The 18,154-nt window shown below is 45.5% G+C and carries 19 protein-coding genes; 11 read left to right on the forward strand and 8 right to left on the reverse strand.

Annotated features, from left to right (window positions below; translation table 11 throughout):
- Positions 1-18: 18 nt before the first annotated feature.
- Positions 19-675, reverse strand: coding sequence for an alpha/beta fold hydrolase (locus tag L3V43_RS20825; protein WP_237117331.1), 657 nt, complete (start codon positions 673-675; stop codon positions 19-21).
- On the reverse strand, positions 675-995 hold the full coding sequence (gene cyaY / locus L3V43_RS20830) for an iron donor protein CyaY (protein ID WP_010378141.1): 321 nt from the start codon (positions 993-995) through the stop codon (positions 675-677). Before cyaY ends, L3V43_RS20825 begins: the two co-directional genes overlap by 1 nt.
- 155 nt (positions 996-1,150) lie before the next feature.
- On the opposite strand from cyaY, the gene L3V43_RS20835 reads away from it, so the two are divergent.
- The 7 genes from L3V43_RS20835 to L3V43_RS20865 all read left to right on the forward strand — a co-directional run bounded on the left by L3V43_RS20835 (position 1,151) and on the right by L3V43_RS20865 (position 7,382).
- Positions 1,151-1,327 carry a lipoprotein gene (locus tag L3V43_RS20835; protein WP_010604229.1) on the forward strand — a complete coding sequence of 59 codons (177 nt, stop codon included), beginning with the start codon at positions 1,151-1,153 and terminating at the stop codon, positions 1,325-1,327.
- 1 nt (position 1,328) lies between these two features.
- Positions 1,329-2,582: a diaminopimelate decarboxylase gene (gene lysA, locus L3V43_RS20840; RefSeq protein WP_102055833.1), complete on the forward strand. Its 1,254-nt coding sequence runs from the start codon at positions 1,329-1,331 to the stop codon at positions 2,580-2,582.
- A gap of 126 nt (positions 2,583-2,708) precedes the next feature.
- Positions 2,709-3,539 (forward strand): diaminopimelate epimerase, encoded by an 831-nt coding sequence (gene dapF / locus L3V43_RS20845; protein WP_039491011.1) that lies wholly within the window; start codon positions 2,709-2,711, stop codon positions 3,537-3,539.
- Positions 3,536-4,162 carry a DUF484 family protein gene (locus L3V43_RS20850; RefSeq protein ID WP_235368794.1) on the forward strand — a complete coding sequence of 209 codons (627 nt, stop codon included), beginning with the start codon at positions 3,536-3,538 and terminating at the stop codon, positions 4,160-4,162. The genes dapF and L3V43_RS20850 overlap by 4 nt, the downstream gene beginning before the upstream one ends.
- On the forward strand, positions 4,159-5,082 hold the full coding sequence (locus tag L3V43_RS20855) for a tyrosine recombinase XerC (RefSeq protein ID WP_039491009.1): 924 nt from the start codon (positions 4,159-4,161) through the stop codon (positions 5,080-5,082). The genes L3V43_RS20850 and L3V43_RS20855 overlap by 4 nt, the downstream gene beginning before the upstream one ends.
- A gap of 2 nt (positions 5,083-5,084) precedes the next feature.
- Positions 5,085-5,786 (forward strand): HAD-IA family hydrolase, encoded by a 702-nt coding sequence (locus tag L3V43_RS20860; protein ID WP_237117332.1) that lies wholly within the window; start codon positions 5,085-5,087, stop codon positions 5,784-5,786.
- Positions 5,787-5,870: 84 nt separating this feature from the next.
- A complete protein-coding gene (locus L3V43_RS20865; protein ID WP_237117333.1) occupies positions 5,871-7,382 on the forward strand; it encodes a peptide MFS transporter in 1,512 nt (503 codons plus the stop codon).
- A gap of 29 nt (positions 7,383-7,411) precedes the next feature.
- On the opposite strand, the gene L3V43_RS20870 is transcribed toward L3V43_RS20865, so the two are convergent.
- A complete protein-coding gene (locus tag L3V43_RS20870) occupies positions 7,412-8,746 on the reverse strand; it encodes a hypothetical protein (protein ID WP_102055829.1) in 1,335 nt (444 codons plus the stop codon).
- A gap of 115 nt (positions 8,747-8,861) precedes the next feature.
- Here L3V43_RS20870 and L3V43_RS20875 point away from each other — a divergent pair, with 115 nt between their 5' ends.
- A complete protein-coding gene (locus tag L3V43_RS20875; protein ID WP_102055828.1) occupies positions 8,862-9,731 on the forward strand; it encodes an SDR family oxidoreductase in 870 nt (289 codons plus the stop codon).
- 3 nt (positions 9,732-9,734) lie between these two features.
- On the opposite strand, the gene L3V43_RS20880 is transcribed toward L3V43_RS20875, so the two are convergent.
- Positions 9,735-10,040, reverse strand: a complete 306-nt coding sequence (locus L3V43_RS20880) for a DUF6482 family protein (RefSeq protein WP_010604220.1) — start codon at positions 10,038-10,040, stop codon at positions 9,735-9,737.
- Between the two features lie 81 nt (positions 10,041-10,121).
- On the opposite strand from L3V43_RS20880, the gene L3V43_RS20885 reads away from it, so the two are divergent.
- On the forward strand, positions 10,122-10,814 hold the full coding sequence (locus L3V43_RS20885; RefSeq protein ID WP_029215736.1) for a pseudouridine synthase: 693 nt from the start codon (positions 10,122-10,124) through the stop codon (positions 10,812-10,814).
- A 23-nt stretch (positions 10,815-10,837) separates the two neighbouring features.
- On the opposite strand, the gene L3V43_RS20890 is transcribed toward L3V43_RS20885, so the two are convergent.
- On the reverse strand, positions 10,838-11,224 hold the full coding sequence (locus tag L3V43_RS20890; protein WP_010604218.1) for an MAPEG family protein: 387 nt from the start codon (positions 11,222-11,224) through the stop codon (positions 10,838-10,840).
- Positions 11,225-11,528: 304 nt separating this feature from the next.
- On the opposite strand from L3V43_RS20890, the gene L3V43_RS20895 reads away from it, so the two are divergent.
- Positions 11,529-12,398, forward strand: coding sequence for a DMT family transporter (locus L3V43_RS20895; protein ID WP_235368789.1), 870 nt, complete (start codon positions 11,529-11,531; stop codon positions 12,396-12,398).
- On the opposite strand, the gene L3V43_RS20900 is transcribed toward L3V43_RS20895, so the two are convergent.
- Complete coding sequence (locus L3V43_RS20900; RefSeq protein ID WP_010604216.1) at positions 12,385-12,699, reverse strand: multidrug efflux SMR transporter; 315 nt, start codon at positions 12,697-12,699, stop codon at positions 12,385-12,387. The two genes, L3V43_RS20895 and L3V43_RS20900, sit on opposite strands and share 14 nt — an antisense overlap.
- A 1-nt stretch (position 12,700) precedes the next feature.
- The gene (locus L3V43_RS20905; protein WP_010604215.1) at positions 12,701-14,227 is read right to left on the reverse strand and encodes a bifunctional GNAT family N-acetyltransferase/carbon-nitrogen hydrolase family protein; all 1,527 of its coding nucleotides are present in this window, start codon (positions 14,225-14,227) and stop codon (positions 12,701-12,703) included.
- A gap of 405 nt (positions 14,228-14,632) precedes the next feature.
- Between L3V43_RS20905 and L3V43_RS20910 the strand changes: the two genes are divergently transcribed.
- Positions 14,633-15,703, forward strand: coding sequence for a GGDEF domain-containing protein (locus tag L3V43_RS20910; protein ID WP_237117334.1), 1,071 nt, complete (start codon positions 14,633-14,635; stop codon positions 15,701-15,703).
- A 27-nt stretch (positions 15,704-15,730) separates the two neighbouring features.
- Here L3V43_RS20910 and L3V43_RS20915 read toward each other — a convergent pair whose 3' ends face one another.
- Positions 15,731-18,016: a penicillin acylase family protein gene (locus L3V43_RS20915; protein ID WP_102055825.1), complete on the reverse strand. Its 2,286-nt coding sequence runs from the start codon at positions 18,014-18,016 to the stop codon at positions 15,731-15,733.
- Positions 18,017-18,154: the final 138 nt, after the last annotated feature.

Here is an 18,154-nt window from a genome sequence, read left to right on the forward strand (position 1 = left end):
ATCTTATACCACTTAATATTAATCGCTCAGTCTCGTAATTAACCAAGCGCGAATGGCTTTTAACTCTTCAAGACAGACCTGATGCTCCATTGGGTAGTCTTGCCAGCTCACTTCATAGCCTTGCTGTTGTAACGTGTTAAATGCGTGCTCACCTGCAAACATCGGCACGACAGGATCAGCACTGCCATGCGCCATAAAAATAGTGAGCTCGCTTTGCTGTGCTTCTGCACTGAGCTTTTCAGGCACACACATATAAGTTGATAGTGCCATGACACCAGCCAATTTAACAGTTAAACGCGGTGCAAGATGGAGCGCGATCACGCCCCCTTGAGAAAATCCAGCTAAGATAATGCGGTTAGCTGGAATACCTTTATCTAACTCTGCCTGAATCAACGCTTCAACCTGAGCTGATGAGTCTCGCACACCTTGTTCATCCGCTCTTTTATCCAGATCAAATGATTTAATGTCATACCATGCACGCATCACCATACCACCATTTATGGTGACCGGCTGCTCTGGTGCATGTGGAAAAATAAAGTGTGCACCTAATTCGTCAGGCAAGTTTAACTCAGAGGCAATGGGTAAAAAGCCGTTACCTGAATCGCCTAAACCATGAAGCCAAATAATACTCGCTTTATGTTGTCCTTTGGCAGGATAATCTACAAACTCCAACATTAATCGTGCTGCCACTCTATTGCGATATTTGCCTGTTTAGTCGCCGCGTCGCTCATAAATTGCCAAAACTCAGCACCAGAACGATTATCAATCCACTGATCGCCACGCAACTCAAAGTGATGACCATTAAACTTAGTCGCCACCCAGACTTGGTGCAATGGTGCTTGTTTGTTGATAACAATTTTGCTCTTGTCAGGGAATATAATTTCTAGAATTCCCGATGCTGATTCGTAATCTAAATCAGCGTCACAATCATCGATCTGCTCTTCAATAGTCAACATTAGCGCATCGGCTAACTCATGATATTCACTTTCTGTCATCGTGATTTCCTCTTACTGACGCACTGCGGCATGGTGCCTAAGCTTAACTCGCTATTTGAGCAATTTGATGAAGACGAAATTTCAATAGCGAAAAGCTGCTTTTTTTATCAATTCTGTTACTCTGCGATTATAAAGGCACTGACACGAATTATCTAATGAAAGCGACACCTTATAAATTTAGCGTAACGGCACTTGTTTTTACTACTTTAATCGGATTATCGGGTTGCGGTCAAAGCGGTCCGCTTTATTTGCCTGAACAACAGGCTAAAAAATCAAACCAACCGAAAGCAGCACAAGCAAACCAGCCTGAAGCAGAGCAACAGGAGCGTTAAAATGGATTATTTCAATTATCAAGATGGCGAACTATTCGCTGAAGATGTCGCCATAACCACAATCGCCGAGCAATATGGCACTCCTTGCTATATCTACTCGAAGAAGACTTTAGCGCGGCATTATCACGCTTTTACGGATGCCGCAGCCGGTCATCCCCACTTAGTGTGCTACGCAGTAAAGGCGAATTCAAATATCGCCGTGCTGAACGTCTTGGCTCAGCTTGGTTCTGGTTTTGATATCGTGTCGAAAGGTGAACTTGCGCGAGTGCTAAAAGCAGGGGGAGATCCTCAAAAAGTCGTTTTTTCTGGTGTTGCGAAAACGGAAGATGAAATTGCGTTTGCGCTTGAGACTGGGATTAAATGCTTTAATGTTGAGTCGATTGCAGAGCTTCATCGGATCAGTGAAGTGGCAACCAGACTGGATAAAATTGCGCCAATTTCATTGCGTGTAAACCCAGATATCGATGCAAAAACTCACCCCTATATTTCAACCGGGTTAAAAGAGAACAAATTTGGTATTGATATCAAAGCCGCATTTGATGTTTACCAGCTCGCTTATGCCCTACCGGGTTTAAAAGTGGTTGGGATCGACTTTCATATCGGCTCTCAGTTGGTTGAGGTTAATCCATTTTTAGCGGCGTTAGATAAAGTGCTGGCTCTAATCTCTCAACTTGAAAAAGCGGGAATTTACTTGCATCACCTCGATATCGGTGGCGGTCTTGGCGTGCCTTATGACGGTGAAAAGCCGCCGCATCCGAGTGCTTACGCTGCAGAGATTAAAGCGCGATTGGCGCAGTTCAATGATCTAGAACTCATTTTTGAGCCTGGTCGAGCGATTGCTGCCAATGCCGGTGTGCTGGTGACTAAAGTCGAATTTATTAAGCCAACCGAGCATAAGCATTTTGCCATTGTTGATGCTGGCATGAACGACATGTTACGACCATCGCTTTATCAGGCTTGGCAAAATATCGTACCAGTCACACCGCGAGACGACGTTGACGCGATAAATTACGACGTGGTTGGTCCAGTATGTGAAACGGGTGACTTTCTAGGTAAAGACCGAGTACTTAAAATTAAGGCTGGTGACTTATTAGTACAGCGCAGTGCAGGCGCGTATGGCTTTACCATGAGTTCAAATTATAACTCACGCCCCCGCTGTGCAGAGGTCATGGTTGATAACAATCAACACCATCTAATCCGCCAAAGAGAGCCGTTAGAATCTCTGTGGCAATTTGAGCAACTACTGCCACAATAATCGACTTGGATACATCCTAGGGGTGCAAAACAAGGCTTAATGCCAAGCAGCTTCCCTAGTCGAGGTATCCATGGCAAAGTATTAGTAAAGTGAGGCCATGGTTTTATACCAAAAGATAACCACTCTATGTTTATAAACTTTTCAAAAATGCATGGTTTAGGCAACGACTTTGTGGTGATAGATAATGTCACCCAAAATGTGTTTTTGTCTCGAGACCAAATTAAGAAGTTAGCAGATCGCCACTTTGGAATTGGCTTTGATCAGCTGTTGATGGTTGAAGCGCCTTATTCCCCGGACTTAGATTTTCATTATCGTATTTTCAATGCCGATGGTAACGAAGTTGAGCAGTGTGGTAACGGTGCTCGCTGTTTTGCTCGTTTTGTCCGCATGAAGGGCTTAACGAACAAACACAAGGTTTGTGTCTCTACAAAGGGCGGCAATATCACCCTTTATACCGAAAAAGACGGCCAAGTTACCGTGAATATGGGCAAACCAAATTTTAACCCACAAGCCATTCCGTTTCGTGCAAACAAACAAGAAAACACCTATATTTTAAGAGCCGACGAACATACGGTGTTTTGTAGCGCGGTTTCTATGGGCAATCCTCATGGCGTGATTATTGTCGATAGTGTAGAAACCGCTGAGGTAGCTACACTTGGACCACTCCTTGAACACCATGAACGTTTCCCACAAAAGGCCAATATTGGCTTTATGGAAGTAGTTTCTCGTGAATACGTTAAGCTACGTGTTTGGGAGCGCGGCGCTGGCGAAACGCTTGCCTGTGGCACAGGAGCATGTGCCGCCGTAGTTGCAGGCATAATGCAAGGCAAGTTAGAAGAAACCGTTAGGGTCGACCTACCAGGTGGCAGTCTTCAAGTGCGTTGGGGCGGTCAAGGTCAAGTAGTGAAAATGACCGGACCGGCGGAGCATGTTTTTGATGGGCAAATCGCAATATGACCATAAAAGAAGCAAATTCAACTGAACAATTAGTCGTTGAGTACCTGCGCAAGCATCCTGACTTTTTGCTCAGGCACCCTTATGTGCTATTGGATTTGCAGCTACACCACCAGCAGCAAGGGCTTCCAAACCTTGCTTTGCACCAACAGCGGATGCTCCGCGACGAAGTCAACTCACTACAGCAACAGATCAAAGACATGGTCCATTACGCAAAAGCCAACGAACTGGTTTTCAAACAGCTGAGTGAATGCCAATTGGCTATCATGCGTTGTACTGAGTTGAGTGCTATCAATCATACGTTAGCACAGCGCTTTGAGGACCATCCGGACATCCAAGCATGTAAACTCATCAACATCGATGATACGCTTTTGGAACTAGTGTCAGCTAAACTGAGCAGTAACAACTGCTACTTAGGACGACTCAGTCAGTCACAAGCTGAACTCTTGTTTGCCGATATTGAAGTAGGATCGGTAGCACTTTACCGCGTTGATGCGTCAGACAAAGGTCGCTTTATTCTGGCTTTTGCCAGCCGCTCACCAGAACACTTTTCGCCACAGCATGACAATATGTTGATCACGGCTTTTATTCAAACATTATCGCTTAAGCTCGAAGCGCTGGCATGAGCCTAACACCACTATCGGAAGATTGGACGCAACCAGTAACCGCCTTTATGGCACACTTGCGCCACGAAAAGCACTACTCAGAACATACACTAACCCAATACAACACTCAGCTTATTCAAGCAGCGCAGTATTTTTGTGACCACGCCTCTTCTTGGCTAGAAGTCAGTGGCGAGCAAATTCGCCGCTACAGCATGAAGCTTCGCGGTCAAAATTACAGCCCAAGAACCATCAACCTTAAGCTCAGTTGTATTCGGAGCTTATATAAATTTCTCAAGCTCAAGTCACAATCGCAACAGGCTGTTGTCAATCCCGCGCAGGGGATCCGAGGGCCTAAGTTTCAAAAACCACTCCCAAAGAACCTTGATGTTGACCAAATGGGACAACTTCTTGAAATACAGGCAGATGATGCGCTTGCCATTCGTGACAAAGCCATGATGGAATTAATGTACTCTAGTGGTTTGCGATTAAGCGAGTTGGTTGGTGCAAACCTATTGGATGTCAAAGACGGTGAAATACGCGTGCTTGGTAAAGGCGGCAAGGAGCGTGTTGTGCCTGTCGGTGGTAAAGCGCTAAACGCACTAGCTGATTGGCTCAAAATAAGGCCGCAATTTGCAACATTGGAAGAACCTGCGCTTTTTGTGAGCAAATTGAAGCGCCGGATCAGCCCTCGCCATGTCCGCGCAAGAATGAAAGAATGGGGTTTGAAACAAGGGGTTAGTACACCTATTCACCCCCATAAACTGAGGCACTCGTTCGCCAGCCACATGCTAGAATCCAGCGGTGACTTGCGCGCGGTACAAGAGATGCTTGGACATGCCAGCTTATCAGCCACACAGGTCTACACCCATTTAGATTTTCAACATTTAGCAAAAGTGTATGATAGCGCTCACCCAAGAGCGAAAAAGCAAAAAGACGAGTAACAATGAGATTCAATAAGCCCATTTCAGACATTGCCGCCATCAGTTTTGATTTAGACGATACGCTATACGACAACAGGCCTGTTATCATTGCGGCCGTTAACGCCATGACAGCGCACCTGGATGCTATTCCCGAGTGGCAAGCGAAAGGGCGATCATTCTGGTCTCAATGTCGAAACGAAACGCTCAAACAAAACAGTGCGCTTGCAGAAGATGTGACAAAGTGGCGTCAAGTGGCACTTGAATGGGGCTTCACGGCACTGGGCTTTGATACCGCAACAAGTAGACAGCACGCACTACGTGCCTACCAAGCCTTTGCCGATGCCCGCAGTAATATCACGGTCAGCGACGCCGTCATCAGCCTGCTTGCTCAGTTACGCAGTCAATATCACATTATTGCTATCACTAATGGTAATGTCGAGATAGATAAATTTAATCTTCGCGATAGTTTTGACTTAGTGCTTCGCGCCGGAATTGATGGCCGCGCCAAGCCTCACCCTGAGCTTTATCAGCTTGCCTGTCAACATTTTAACCTTAAACCACATCAACTTTTACATGTCGGCGATAGCTTGGATACCGATGTACAAGGAGCGCACCGTGCTGGCTGCCCTAGTGTTTGGCTTCGCAACCACTTTACACCATACCAGTACAAAGGATTAGCCAATGTGGAAATCGATGACATACAAATGTTAAAAAAGATGATGTAATGTTTCCTTTCATGCGGTTGCATTCGGTGCTTGAATAACGTACTAATATTGACTTCCAAAAAACGATAATAATGGAAGTGAAATATGTCATCACAGGACACAACAAGTGATACAGGCTTTTTTGGTCATCCAAAAGGCCTGCAAACTCTGTTTCTCACCGAGATGTGGGAACGAATGAGTTATTATGGCATGCGCGCCATGTTAGTACTTTTCATGACAGCCACCTTACAGCAAGAAGGCCTTGGCTTCACCGTTGCCTCCGCCGCCGCAATATATGGCCTCTACACTGGTTCGGTTTATTTCTTAGGTCTACCGGGAGGTTGGATAGCAGACCGTTTATTAGGTGGTCAACGCGCGGTTTGGTACGGTGGTATCATCATCATGTGCGGCCACATCATTCTTGCCATCCCAAGTCAATTTTCCTTTTTTGTTGGTCTTATCTTTGTTGCCAGTGGCACCGGTTTATTAAAACCCAATATTAGCGCTATGGTTGGCCAGCTTTATACCGATGAAGATAACCGCCGTGACAGCGGCTACGCGATTTACTATATGGGGATTAACCTAGGGTCAGTGATCGGCTACGCGGTATGTGGCTACTTTATGGAAAATGTTGGTTGGCACTGGGCCTTTGGTGCAGCCGCGGTAGGCATGGCAATCGGCTTAGTCAATTATCGCCTAACAGACAAACACATCGCTACCGTTGGCTATGCGCCAACTAACCCAATGACGGGGAGTCAAAGTGCTAAAGCTTGGAGTGCGATTGTTTTAGTCATTACGGCTATTGCAGCAATAACGGCAGCGGCGTTTGCAGGTGTTTTTGTGATTAACCCAGTAGAACTCGCCAAATATGTCGCGATTGCTTTTACTGTCACATTCTTTTTGTATTACGGTTATATCTACTTTGGCGGTAATCTTGATGCCGATGAAAAGCGTCGGATGTGGGCACTCTTTTTGGTTTGCGTTGCTTCCACTTGTTTTTGGTCTGGTTTTGAACAAGCGGGCTCATCGCTTAATCTATTTGCCCGCGATTATACGGACCGCTTAATAGGCAGCTTTAGTATTCCAACCGCTTGGTTCCAATCAGCCAACGCTTTCTTCATTATCGTGTTATCTCCTTTCTTTGCTGCGCTATGGATTAACTTGGCTAAGCGCATGATCACGCCAACCTATAGCGTGAAATGTGCGATTGGTCTGATCATCATGGCGAGCGGATTTATTGTGATGTTTTTCGCTTCCCAATATGCAGCTCAAGGCCTACAAGTAGCACCGATGTGGTTGATCACCACTTACTTTTTGCACACCGTGGGTGAGCTTTGCTTAAGTCCTGTGGCATTAAGCGCAGTAAGTAAGTTATCTCCCAAACGTTTTGCAGGGCAAATGATGGGGGTTTTCGTACTGACTTACTCCATTGGTAATATCTTCTCGGGTCTACTCGCTGGTAGCTTTGATCCTAATAATATCGAAGACTTGCCCAACCTTTATCTGCAAATTGCATTATTTACGATCGGTATTGGTGTATTTGTCGGTGTGCTTGGTCTTAAAACCAAGCATTGGGAAAAACAATCTGAAAAGCCACTGACAGAACAAACGGCTTAAACGAATTGGAGATGTAGGAGTGATGACTTCTACATCTTCTCAAATTCAGCAGAAACAAGCTGACCATCATAAGATTTGAAGTGGCCAGCCCACAGCTCGGCTGTGACCTCAATTGTGCCGTAAAAGTCCTCAATCTCTCCTATCAAAGAAGCTTTATTTTCAGGGTCTAAATAATGCACTCCATAAAACTCCCAGGGTGAGAGCACACTTGTCATATCAGCAAGCCCAATTAGATTTGCATTGCTTAGCGACCAAGGCTCAAGTAACTTGAGCGAAGTCACCTTTCCAAGCTTATTTAATTCGATTAACTGGTTACAACCAGTGTAAAACACCGTTTTCGCATCCACGCTTTGCCATTGAACTAGGCTTTGCTGGTGATGTTGTACAAACTCGTCTATCTCGATCTGACCTTTATAGCAACTAAGTGCGGCTGGTTTGGTGACATTAAACTCACCAATCTGTAAGCCAGAAAGCTTAGTTTTTGGCTCTTTGGTGTATTTTCCTTCTTGATAAAACGTCACGCTAGGAAAAGTGTTTTTGATAGCCATCATCACCTTCCCACTCAATGTAACCTTCGTGATTTCAACGGTTTCATCTTGAATATGAATGGCTAGGTTAATGTCGTAAATATTAATAAGATTAGCAAGACTTACAGGCAACAAATTGAAAGCATATTGATAACCAACAAACAGATTGTTTTCGAATAGTAACGCATGATTTCTACCAATGATTGCTAGCTTTTGCCGTTCATTAAGTGGCCAGACAAGGGTAAAGCGCCCCACTTTTTTCTCTGCTTCAGTATAGGTATAGCCTAACCTAATACCAAAGATTTGCTTTTGTGAAATTACCATATCATCAACTTGCGTCTGTTTAGGCACATGTACATTAGGGTTTGGGTCTATCTCCACGTTAAAGGCAATCCGCTGAGTTTTACCAGAAAACGATGTTGCGGTTATCATGTTATAGTTTTTAGCCGTGATGGCTTCCGAAGTCTCACAGGCAGTGACTGGGTAAGCTACAATCCGACCAGAGACACTTACTTCTTTTGAGGTGTCTTTGATACGCTCTTTGAGTACCACTCTATCAACAATGACGCCGTACGAATAAGCTTGTGCTTTAGTTGACAGCGCTTCGAATAGCTTCATCTTTACATCATCGCTCAGTTTACCCGCTACTTTTCGGACTTGTTCACTACTTGCTTCTCTTCCAGCAACCGCATAAATCGAGCCTGAACTTTGCGCAACTAATTCTATCTGTTGTGTTTTTTCAGTAAGCAGGCAGTTACTTCCTTTCATAAATACTTGCGTTGCGCTTGCTGATGTAGACAGCATCCACATACTGACCAACAGAACTTTATTATTCATCGTTACTCTCTGTTTAATTGCTCCTCATTTAACCTAGCGGAAATCGACACAAACCTGTAGTTTTTCATTTGCCTTTGTTACTGTACGAGCACATTTAAAAAGGATGCTGTTATCTATGTCTAAAGTTATGATCACCGGCGCAACTGGTCTACTTGGCCGCGCGCTTTGCCAAGAGCTAAGTAGTACCCATGAAATTTTAGGATGTGGCTTCAGCCGAGCTGCCGCGCCACTTCACAAACTTGATTTGGCTGACCACAATTCGGTTTTAGACTTCTTAGATAGTCACAGCCCAGAAGTACTTATTCACGCAGCCGCAGAGCGCAGGCCTGAGCATTGTGAGCGAGACCAAGCGGCAACGCTTGCACTTAATGTTGCAGCAACCGAGTTCTTAGCCCAAGCCTGCCGCGAAAGAGATATTCGATTTTTCTTTATTAGTACCGACTATGTGTTTGATGGCACCTCAGCACCTTATGTTGAAACAGATATCACTAATCCTGTGAACTTCTACGGCCAAACCAAGCAAGCTGCGGAGCGTGCAATACTGGCAGACAGCGCACTACACACCATAGTGCGAGTGCCTGTATTATATGGCGAGGTAAAAACGCTGGAAGAATCTGCGGTAACCGTTATTGCCAAGCAGCTGTTGACCAACCCTGCTTCAAGTCACGATCATTGGGCCATTCGCTACCCAACCCATGTCAATGATATTGCCCTAACCCTCAAGGATGTTATCGCACAGCCTAGCCTTGGTGGAATTATTCATATCAGTGGCAATCAAGCATTCACTAAATATGAAATGGCGCAGGTCATGGCGCAGGCTTTGCAGCTACCGACGCAAGATCTCATGCCGCTGAGCCAACCGAGTGACGATGCAACAAGACCAAAAAATTGTGCTCTAAAAGACACTAGATTGATTAACATGGGGATCGCCCACCAACGCGATTTTGCAACCGCGGTGAGTGAAGTACTCACGAACCACAAATAACGCTTAGAAGAGGTTATTACGACCAAAGGGCACTTCTAATGTATTGTCATTGGCTGACACTGGGTGCCCTATCATCTCGTCATAAGCACTTTGATGTCTAATCACCATTTCCATGTAGCTAATATCAAGCAGGCGTTTTTGAATTTGCAGCGGGTTATGTGCTTTTAAAAACTCACCATTTTCTTCCGTGACATAATATTCCACGTTATTAATAAGCACACTGACTTGATAAAGCGCTAAATCAATGGAATGCACTATTACCTTTTGCAGCGGCTGATGTTGTTTTAACTTTGAAAACGCAATGGCCATTGATATTCCCCATACATGGATCCAAACAGTCTGTTGCCCTACAATACGCGCTGTTATCTCATTTTGATCATGTGAATGTCTATGTCCTATCCGATGCGTTTGGCTAAATATCTCAGCCACTGCGGTGTTTGCTCTAGGCGACAAGCGTCTCGCTTAATTGACAGCGCAAGAGTGACCGTAAATGGTCGCTTGGCCAATCACATAGATCACATCAATTTGACCGATTCCATTATGGTCGATGGTGAACTGGTCGCGCCCCCGCAAGCGAGAAGGCTCTTTGTTTACCATAAACCTGTTGGTATAGACTGCAAAGTGAATCCAGATGACCCGGCTAGTATCTATCATGTACTACCTAAATCGTGTCGTGTTTATCCAATAGGTCGGTTAGACAAAGACAGCCGGGGGTTACTACTACTCACCAACGATGGGGCACTGTGTCAGCAGTTAATCCACCCAGACCATCATCAAGAGAAAGAATATGAGGTGCAAGTCGACAAGCCTCTAGATCCAGGTTTTTGCCTTAAAATGGCAGCCGGCGTGCCAGTGAAGGGCCAAATAACCCTACCCTGTACCGTTGAACAAATCGCACATGACCGCTTTAGAATAGTGTTACGCCAAGGACTTAATCGCCAGATCAGAAGAATGGCACATCACTGTGGTTATCGGGTTATCGACTTATACCGAGTGCGTATCGCAAACTTAGCATTGACACAGCTAGAGGTTAACTCCGCTGAAGTGAAAGAGATTTCAGCAGAGTTAATTAAATTGACCTGAGTGTAGAGTCACGCAAAGGACAACTATAAACCACACACCACAATAATGGCGATAGCACAGCCGAGTCCTAGCGCCCATACGATGGAGCGCAGCACGTCAATATTCGCCCAATACAGCACACAATATAATGCTCGAGCGACAATATGGCCTATGGCTAGCCATTCGACTAGAGAAGTGTAGGTTTGGGTGCCAAACGCAACGGCTAAGGCGACAGCAAAAACAGCTAATGACTCAAAACAGTTTTGATGTGCGGCTAATGCTCTTGCCCCCAGCCCTGTCAGCTTCTTTTGCTGTTCACGCGGGAGCTTGTTGTCATAGCCCCCTTCTTTGTTCATCGCCACTGCCACAGGAATTTTGGCAAAATAAGGTAGTAAGATAGCAAGAATTGCACAGATGATTAGTATACCCACAAGATACTCCTTCAACCTTTTGATTATTCAACTCAGTAGAGCAGAATAGCGTTAAAAAGAAAAGCCATAAGTGAATACGTAATACCCTAACCTATGGCCCAATCTTGTAGCATCGACCTAATCATATCGTGATACTGAAAATTGAACATGTGGCAAATTGTCGCAGTACGCCAACCACAAGAGTTGCTTCCCTAGCACCTTGAATAAACATTGAATTATTTTCACTATCACGATAATTCATTTATTCAGACTCGCTCCTATCCGGTATGCTGATACACATTCGAGCATTGTAGAGTCACCTCTCATGTGGATTTTGTTCACCTTACTAGCTGCTTTTTCTCAGGCTTGGCGAAATGCTTTTCAAAGCAAATTGAGTGAAAGCGCCTCCACAGCCAGCGTCACCTTAGCAAGATTTATTTTAGCCAGCCCACTTGCGGGCTTATATCTTTGGAGCCTTTATCAGATCGCTCCTGCAGAATCGCTCGTCATTAACGATGACTTTTTAGCCTTTGTGCTGGGGGCCAGTGTCATGCAGATCATCGCGACGGGGTTAATGGTGGTGCTGTTTAAGCAAAATAATTACGCCATAGGTGCTGGACTTGCGAAGAGTGAGGCACTCGTGGCGGCGATTTTGGGCGTACTCTTTTTTGGCTCGAGCTTAACTTTACTCGGTTGGTTTGGTGTCTTTATCGGCGCCATCGCGGTGTTGTTATTGAGTGGGTTTAGCCTGCGTGCTTTCAATGGTCAAACTGCTCTAGTAGGACTTGCCTGTGGAACAAGCTTCGCGCTTACTTCTCTTTGGGTGCGTGAAGCCAGTATCGCATCGGGCCTACCTTTCCCCCACAGTGCAGCCTGGGTGTTGCTGTTAGTGCTGGTTTGCCAAACTGTGATGTTGAGTATGTATTTGACGATACGCGAACCACACTCTTGGCGCGTGCTGTGGCAACGCCGTAAACTGACGCTGGCAATTAGTGTTAGCAGTTGCATCGGTTCTATAGGTTGGTTTAGCGCAATGAGCCTTGAGCATGTAGCCTACGTGAAAACACTCGGCCAAATCGAAGTGTTTTTCACTTTGCTTATCTCATTTTTATGGCTCAAAGCGCCGGTAAAGAAGCGCGACTCAATGGGACTCTTACTCATCGCCATTGCGGCTATTTTGGTTATGCTAACTTAAGTACCACAACCCCACTGATGATAAGTAACACGCCCAAGTAGCGCATAAAACTACTTGGGTCACCGTAGAAAAAGATACCCACTAAGAATGTGCCTGCCGCGCCAATACCCGTCCACACCGCATACGAGGTACCCAGTGGAATTTGCTTTTGCGCCAGCCATAACATCCAGCCGCTCAAGGCCATAAAACCAACGGCTATCACTATGCCTAACCAACGAGTATCGGCTTGTTGAGCCATTTTCAGACCAACGGGCCAACCTATTTCAAACAAGCCAGCCATAATTAAATAAACCCACGCCATACTATTTTTGTTTCAACTCCACAGAATACAGGTCTTTTCTTCGGTCTCGTAAATTACGCACCGTTCCTTCACTATGCAATATTTTTAGTTTATCTAAGTCTAAGTCACTAAATAACAGCATTTCCGTATTTGGTGTTGCTTCGTTGAGTGCAGCATCATGAGGAAAAGCAAAGTCCGATGGCGTCAACACCGCTGACTGCGCGTACTGCACATCTAGGCTTTCTACCTGTGGCAAGTTGCCAACGCTTCCTGCGATAACAACGTAGCATTCGTTTTCAACCGCACGAGCTTGCGCACAGTGCCTCACCCTTAAATAACTGTTTTTCGTGTCAGTCCAAAATGGTACAAACAAAATATCCAGCCCTTTTTCAGCCATGATCCGTGATAACTCTGGAAACTCCACGTCGTAGCATACTTGGATCCCTACTCGGCCCGCATCCGTATCGAACACTTCAATTTTATCACCGCCTTTGATAACCCAATCGTAGTCTTCGTGAGGGGTGATATGAATTTTACGTTGTTCATCCACTTTGCCAGAGCGGTGACACAAGTAACTGACGTTATAGAGCTTGTCGCCCTCAAGTAGCGGCATAGAGCCCGTGATAATATTGGCATTGTACTCAATCGCCATTTGCGACATAGCGGCTCTAAACTGCTCGGTATACGTCGCCAACGCACGAATAGCTTCGGTCTGATTTCTATAGCTTCCGAGACCCATTAGTGGCGCGTTAAAGAATTCAGGGAACAGGATAAAGTCACTTTGGTAATCCGAAACCGTGTCCACAAAATACTCAACTTGTTTCATTAGCTCCTCTACCGATTCCACCCGGCGCATTTGCCACTGTACAGCCCCCACTCTGACGATGGTTTTCTTACTTTCGATCACGGTATCGGTGGGCTCGAAGAGAATGTTATTCCACTCAAGTAGGGTCGCATAGCCTTCGGAGTCCTGATCTTCCGGTAGATATTGTTTAAGCAGTCGCTTTACTTGGAAGTCGTTGGCAAGTTGGAAGCTTAGAATGGGGTCGTGTAATTCTTTATGATCGACTTTGTTTATATACTCCATCGGCGACATACTGCCACGGAATTGCTTATAAAGCGGAATACGGCCACCTGCTAAAATCGCACGCAAGTTGTACTGACGACAAAGCTCTTTACGGGCATCATACAGTCGCCGACCAAGGCGTAGACCACGATGGCTTTTGGCTATCACTACATCCAGCCCGTACAGCGCATCAGCATTACTATCACTAAAAATTCGGCTATGCGCGTCAACAATGTCTTCATAGGTATGCGGGTTAGAAAAGGTTTGATAGTCAACTTGAACACTCAGCGCGATACCGACGAGACGCTCACCGTCTTTGACACCGATCTGTCCCTCAGGAAACTGGTCAATCAACCTAAATATCGTATGACTAGGCCACGCTCCACCGAGATCTGGGTAGGCTTCATCCATTAATGACTTAACCTGATCGTAGTCAGGCTTTTCTAGGTTACATAGCGTGATCCGCGCTTTTTCTACAGACATATCAACTCCAAAGCTTTTATTATCTAACCTGAGGTTTGGATAAGGAATGTTCCAACTCATTGTTGCTAAAGCACAACTTAGTTTTTTCCTTGTCTAGCCAGAGAGTTTTAGGGAAAACACCGCTTCCGCGTCCTGCTCTCGCTAAGGTACCTACATCCTGTAGGCAAGGCGAATTTACGCGCCAATAGCTGGCTATTGGAAGTGAATTCAACGCAGTTAGCACTAAAACTGGCTGCTAGAAAGGCATTAGTTATCCACAGCTCAGGTTATCTACCTATCTCTCACTCTACTACAGCCAACCTTGCTGGATGCTGAGCGGATAACCAGAGCTTAGGTCAAATAGACGGCAAATCACAATAGAGCTTCTATACTTTATTTTATTGTGAATACCACAAGAGCTTACGTTTGACTAAATACCACCCTTATAGCAAACCAGACCAAGTAGAAGCATTAAAATTTGCATTATTACGACGTGTGGCCGCGTATTGCATGTGGCTACACGCTGGCCTCATTGGTGTATTTTGGCATTTAGAGGTGAACATACTTGCTTGGGTCAACGTGGGTAGTGTGCTGATGTGGTACGTTGGCATTAAACTCATTGATGCGAGTAAGCCCTCTATTGCACTGCGGGTTTTCTGCCTTGAAGTCGCCGTCCATGCGACGCTGGTGTGTGCCTATCTCGGCATGTCACTCGGGTTTCAGTACTATCTCTGGACAGTGTCTTGCCTCATGTTGTTAGACTACCAACTCAGGTTACGCAATGCCGTGATTTATTCCGTTGTGTTGATCACGCTATTCGCAGTCTTAGAATTATTGTTTGGTGATGTTGCCTATCAATATCGCTATCAACAGTTAATTCCCTATGTCCATTTTGCCAATGTGCTCATATGTGGTATTCCAATGATCTACACAATCAGCCACATACGTAAAATGACGGTGCAACAAAGAGACAAATTAGAAGAACTCGCTGCACACGATCCGCTCACTCAAATGTTCAACCGTCGCTATGCGCGCGAATTAATCACCCATGCTAAAGAAAACTGTATCTCTACTCACTCTCCTTTATGTTTGGTGATGGCGGATATCGACCACTTTAAAAAAATCAATGACACCTTTGGCCATGACAAAGGAGATCAAATCTTAAAAAGCGTGGCCGAAACAATCAAAGCACATATTCAGCCTGCAGACATTGCCGTTCGTTGGGGTGGTGAAGAGTTTTTAATTGTGCTGGCGCCTTGCTCTAGTGGAGAGGCAATGCAGCGCATGGAAAAATTACGACGAGCCGTCGAAGCCACCAGTTTTGAAAACGAAATACTTAAAGTCACCATGAGTTTTGGCGTTGCAAATTGGGACCCTAGTCAAACTTTTGAGGTCGTCATTCAACATGCAGATGCTGCGCTTTACGACAGCAAACATTCAGGTCGAAACCGTGTTACCGCAGCACCGATTTTGCGTGTATCGGAGGGCGTAAGTTAACCCCTCCGATACGTTCAGTGCAAAGCCTTACTTAGGTGAAATGACGATCTGATGAGTTATTTTGCCCGGTAACAAAGGGGTGTTACCTCCTCCAGCATAGTCATTAAACCCCGTACGATAAAATGGTGATAGCGGATGTCCACTTTGGCCACCAGCAACCGTTAAAATCGCATTTTCTAAATGGCCAGGTTGTGCAATAAAGCGCTGTGATGCACCGAATGACTTACCTTGCACTGCTGGCATAAAGGTATCACCAAAGGCTTGTGTGGTTGGCATATCTAACAATCCACTTAGCATAGGCATTTGTTTGGAGAATGGGTGCTGCACCTTAAGTGCATTCACATCTCCCCAACGCCAAGCGGCCATATTACTGCCATAGCGTTCACTGAGTTTTTGTTTGGCTAGTTGATATGCCGCCAGCTCAAGTTCATTCCAATTGCTATAGCTGCCAAGCCAGCTATTTGGCTGCTCAGTTAAAAGCTGCCAAAGACCGGGTTCGAAATAACCTTTAACAGACTTCAGCGACAGGCTCTGCGTTTGTAAATACTGCTCTAACGGCGCATATAATGTGTCTATCAAGGCATTGCGATAAGCTTTCACCAAAGTGTAGCCAACTGAATCAGCACACGCGCAGCCCTGCCAGTCTTTAAGTAACTTTAAGTCTTTATCAAAGGAGCTTGGGTCTTGCGTTTGCAATAGCGTGACTAAACGCTCATGCCAAGGCGTTAAAAACTTCGCTTGGTTATCTAGTTGCAGCTGATAGAAATCTGCTTCGGTGAAAACTTGCTTACTAATCAGGCCATCACGAATTTGTGCTGCGCGTGCACCTGGCGCATAACCGCCATCACCAAAGCGTTGATTATCCGCGACAGACACGACTCGAGCGTTTGCAGTCCATAACTTACCGCTTTCAGGGTCTTGTACCACCGGGCGAATACTCTCGTTATTTTGCCAAGAGGATTCATACTCTTCCTGCTTCACCGCAGTATCATGAGCAAACTTGCGAGCAGGAATAGCGCCAATCGGCGTCCACGCTGCACTACCTTGACTATCCACCACGACCAAATTCTGAATTGGAATGCCCACATTTTTGGCATGTGCAGTCGCTTCTCCAACTTCAGAGAACAGCTCAAGCTGAATGAGCTCTAGATTGACTGCATAGGGCTGGTGAGCAACCCAACTCAGCGCAAGCTTTTTATCACCCAACTGCTTTACTGGGCCAAACGCACTCATTTCCAACTGATAGGTATGCACCTCACCGCTAGGTAACATAATCTCTTCAGCGATCTGCTGTGTTTTGGTGTCGCTATTAAGCTCTATCCAATCAGCAGCATCTAGATAGCCATTCGTAAATCCCCATGCGATGTGATTATTGCTACCAACAACGATGGCAGGCGCGCCAGGTAACGACACGCCTGTGACTTGTACCTCTTTACCCTGTTCCTGATAGTTTAGCTGCGCGCGATACCAAATTGATGGTACGCTTAAACCCAAATGCATATCGTCCGATAGCATAGCCGCTCCTGTTTTCGTCAGCGCACCGGTTACCGCCCAGTTGTTACTGCCATATAACGGTACATCTTCAATATGCTGGGGCTGAATTTGCGCCAGATGCGGCTCTAAGATTGGAATAGCGGCAGTTGGTGCCGTTATTACGCTACCATCTAATGCGGCTTGATGGTGGCTGGGCTGCAAAATGAAATCGAGCATACCTTGACCATATTGCTGCTTAAGGGCTATCAAGGCTTCATCACGCTCATAGTTGGCTGTTTGTAAATCTAGATACATGCTGAAAATAACTAGCAAGCTGTCCTCTGGCTGCCAAGGTTTAGGTTTTGATCCCAATAGCAAATATTCAAAACTGGTGAACCCAGATTGCGCTCGACCATCATTCACTCCACGAGTATAACGCTCAAGAGTTAATCGATAAGCACTCGGTAAGGACCGTACAATTAACTCAGCTCGCTTTCTAAACTGATGAAATCGCATCCTTTCATCTAAACCTATTGCAGCGGAACCAAATAACTCGCTCAACTCACCCGCAGCATTACGACGTAATAAATCCATTTGAAAAAATCGGTCTTGGCCGTGCGCAAAGCCCAAACCATAGGACGCATCTGCTCGCGAGTCCGCCGATACCACTGCTTGTCCCATCGCATCTCGCGCTACCGTCACGGTATTTTCAATTGTCGTAGCACTACCTTTTCCATCGAGAGCTGGCAAGCTCAATGCCAACAGACCATAGATGGTCGCTGTCCCTAGTAATACGAGCAACAGCAGTACGACAACAATTCGTTTAATCCAAGTAAGCATGGCTATCCTTTACAATGTGCTAAATATACAGCTGGAAGGTATATCATGTCATCGGCCAATAAACCAATATTCTCGACTGTGTCACAGTTATAAGACAATCAAGTTAAAACGTTTTATTTTGCTCAATTAGATTTCGCT

The sequence above is a fragment of the Pseudoalteromonas sp. L23 genome (assembly GCF_021728455.1).
Lineage (GTDB): Bacteria > Pseudomonadota > Gammaproteobacteria > Enterobacterales > Alteromonadaceae > Pseudoalteromonas.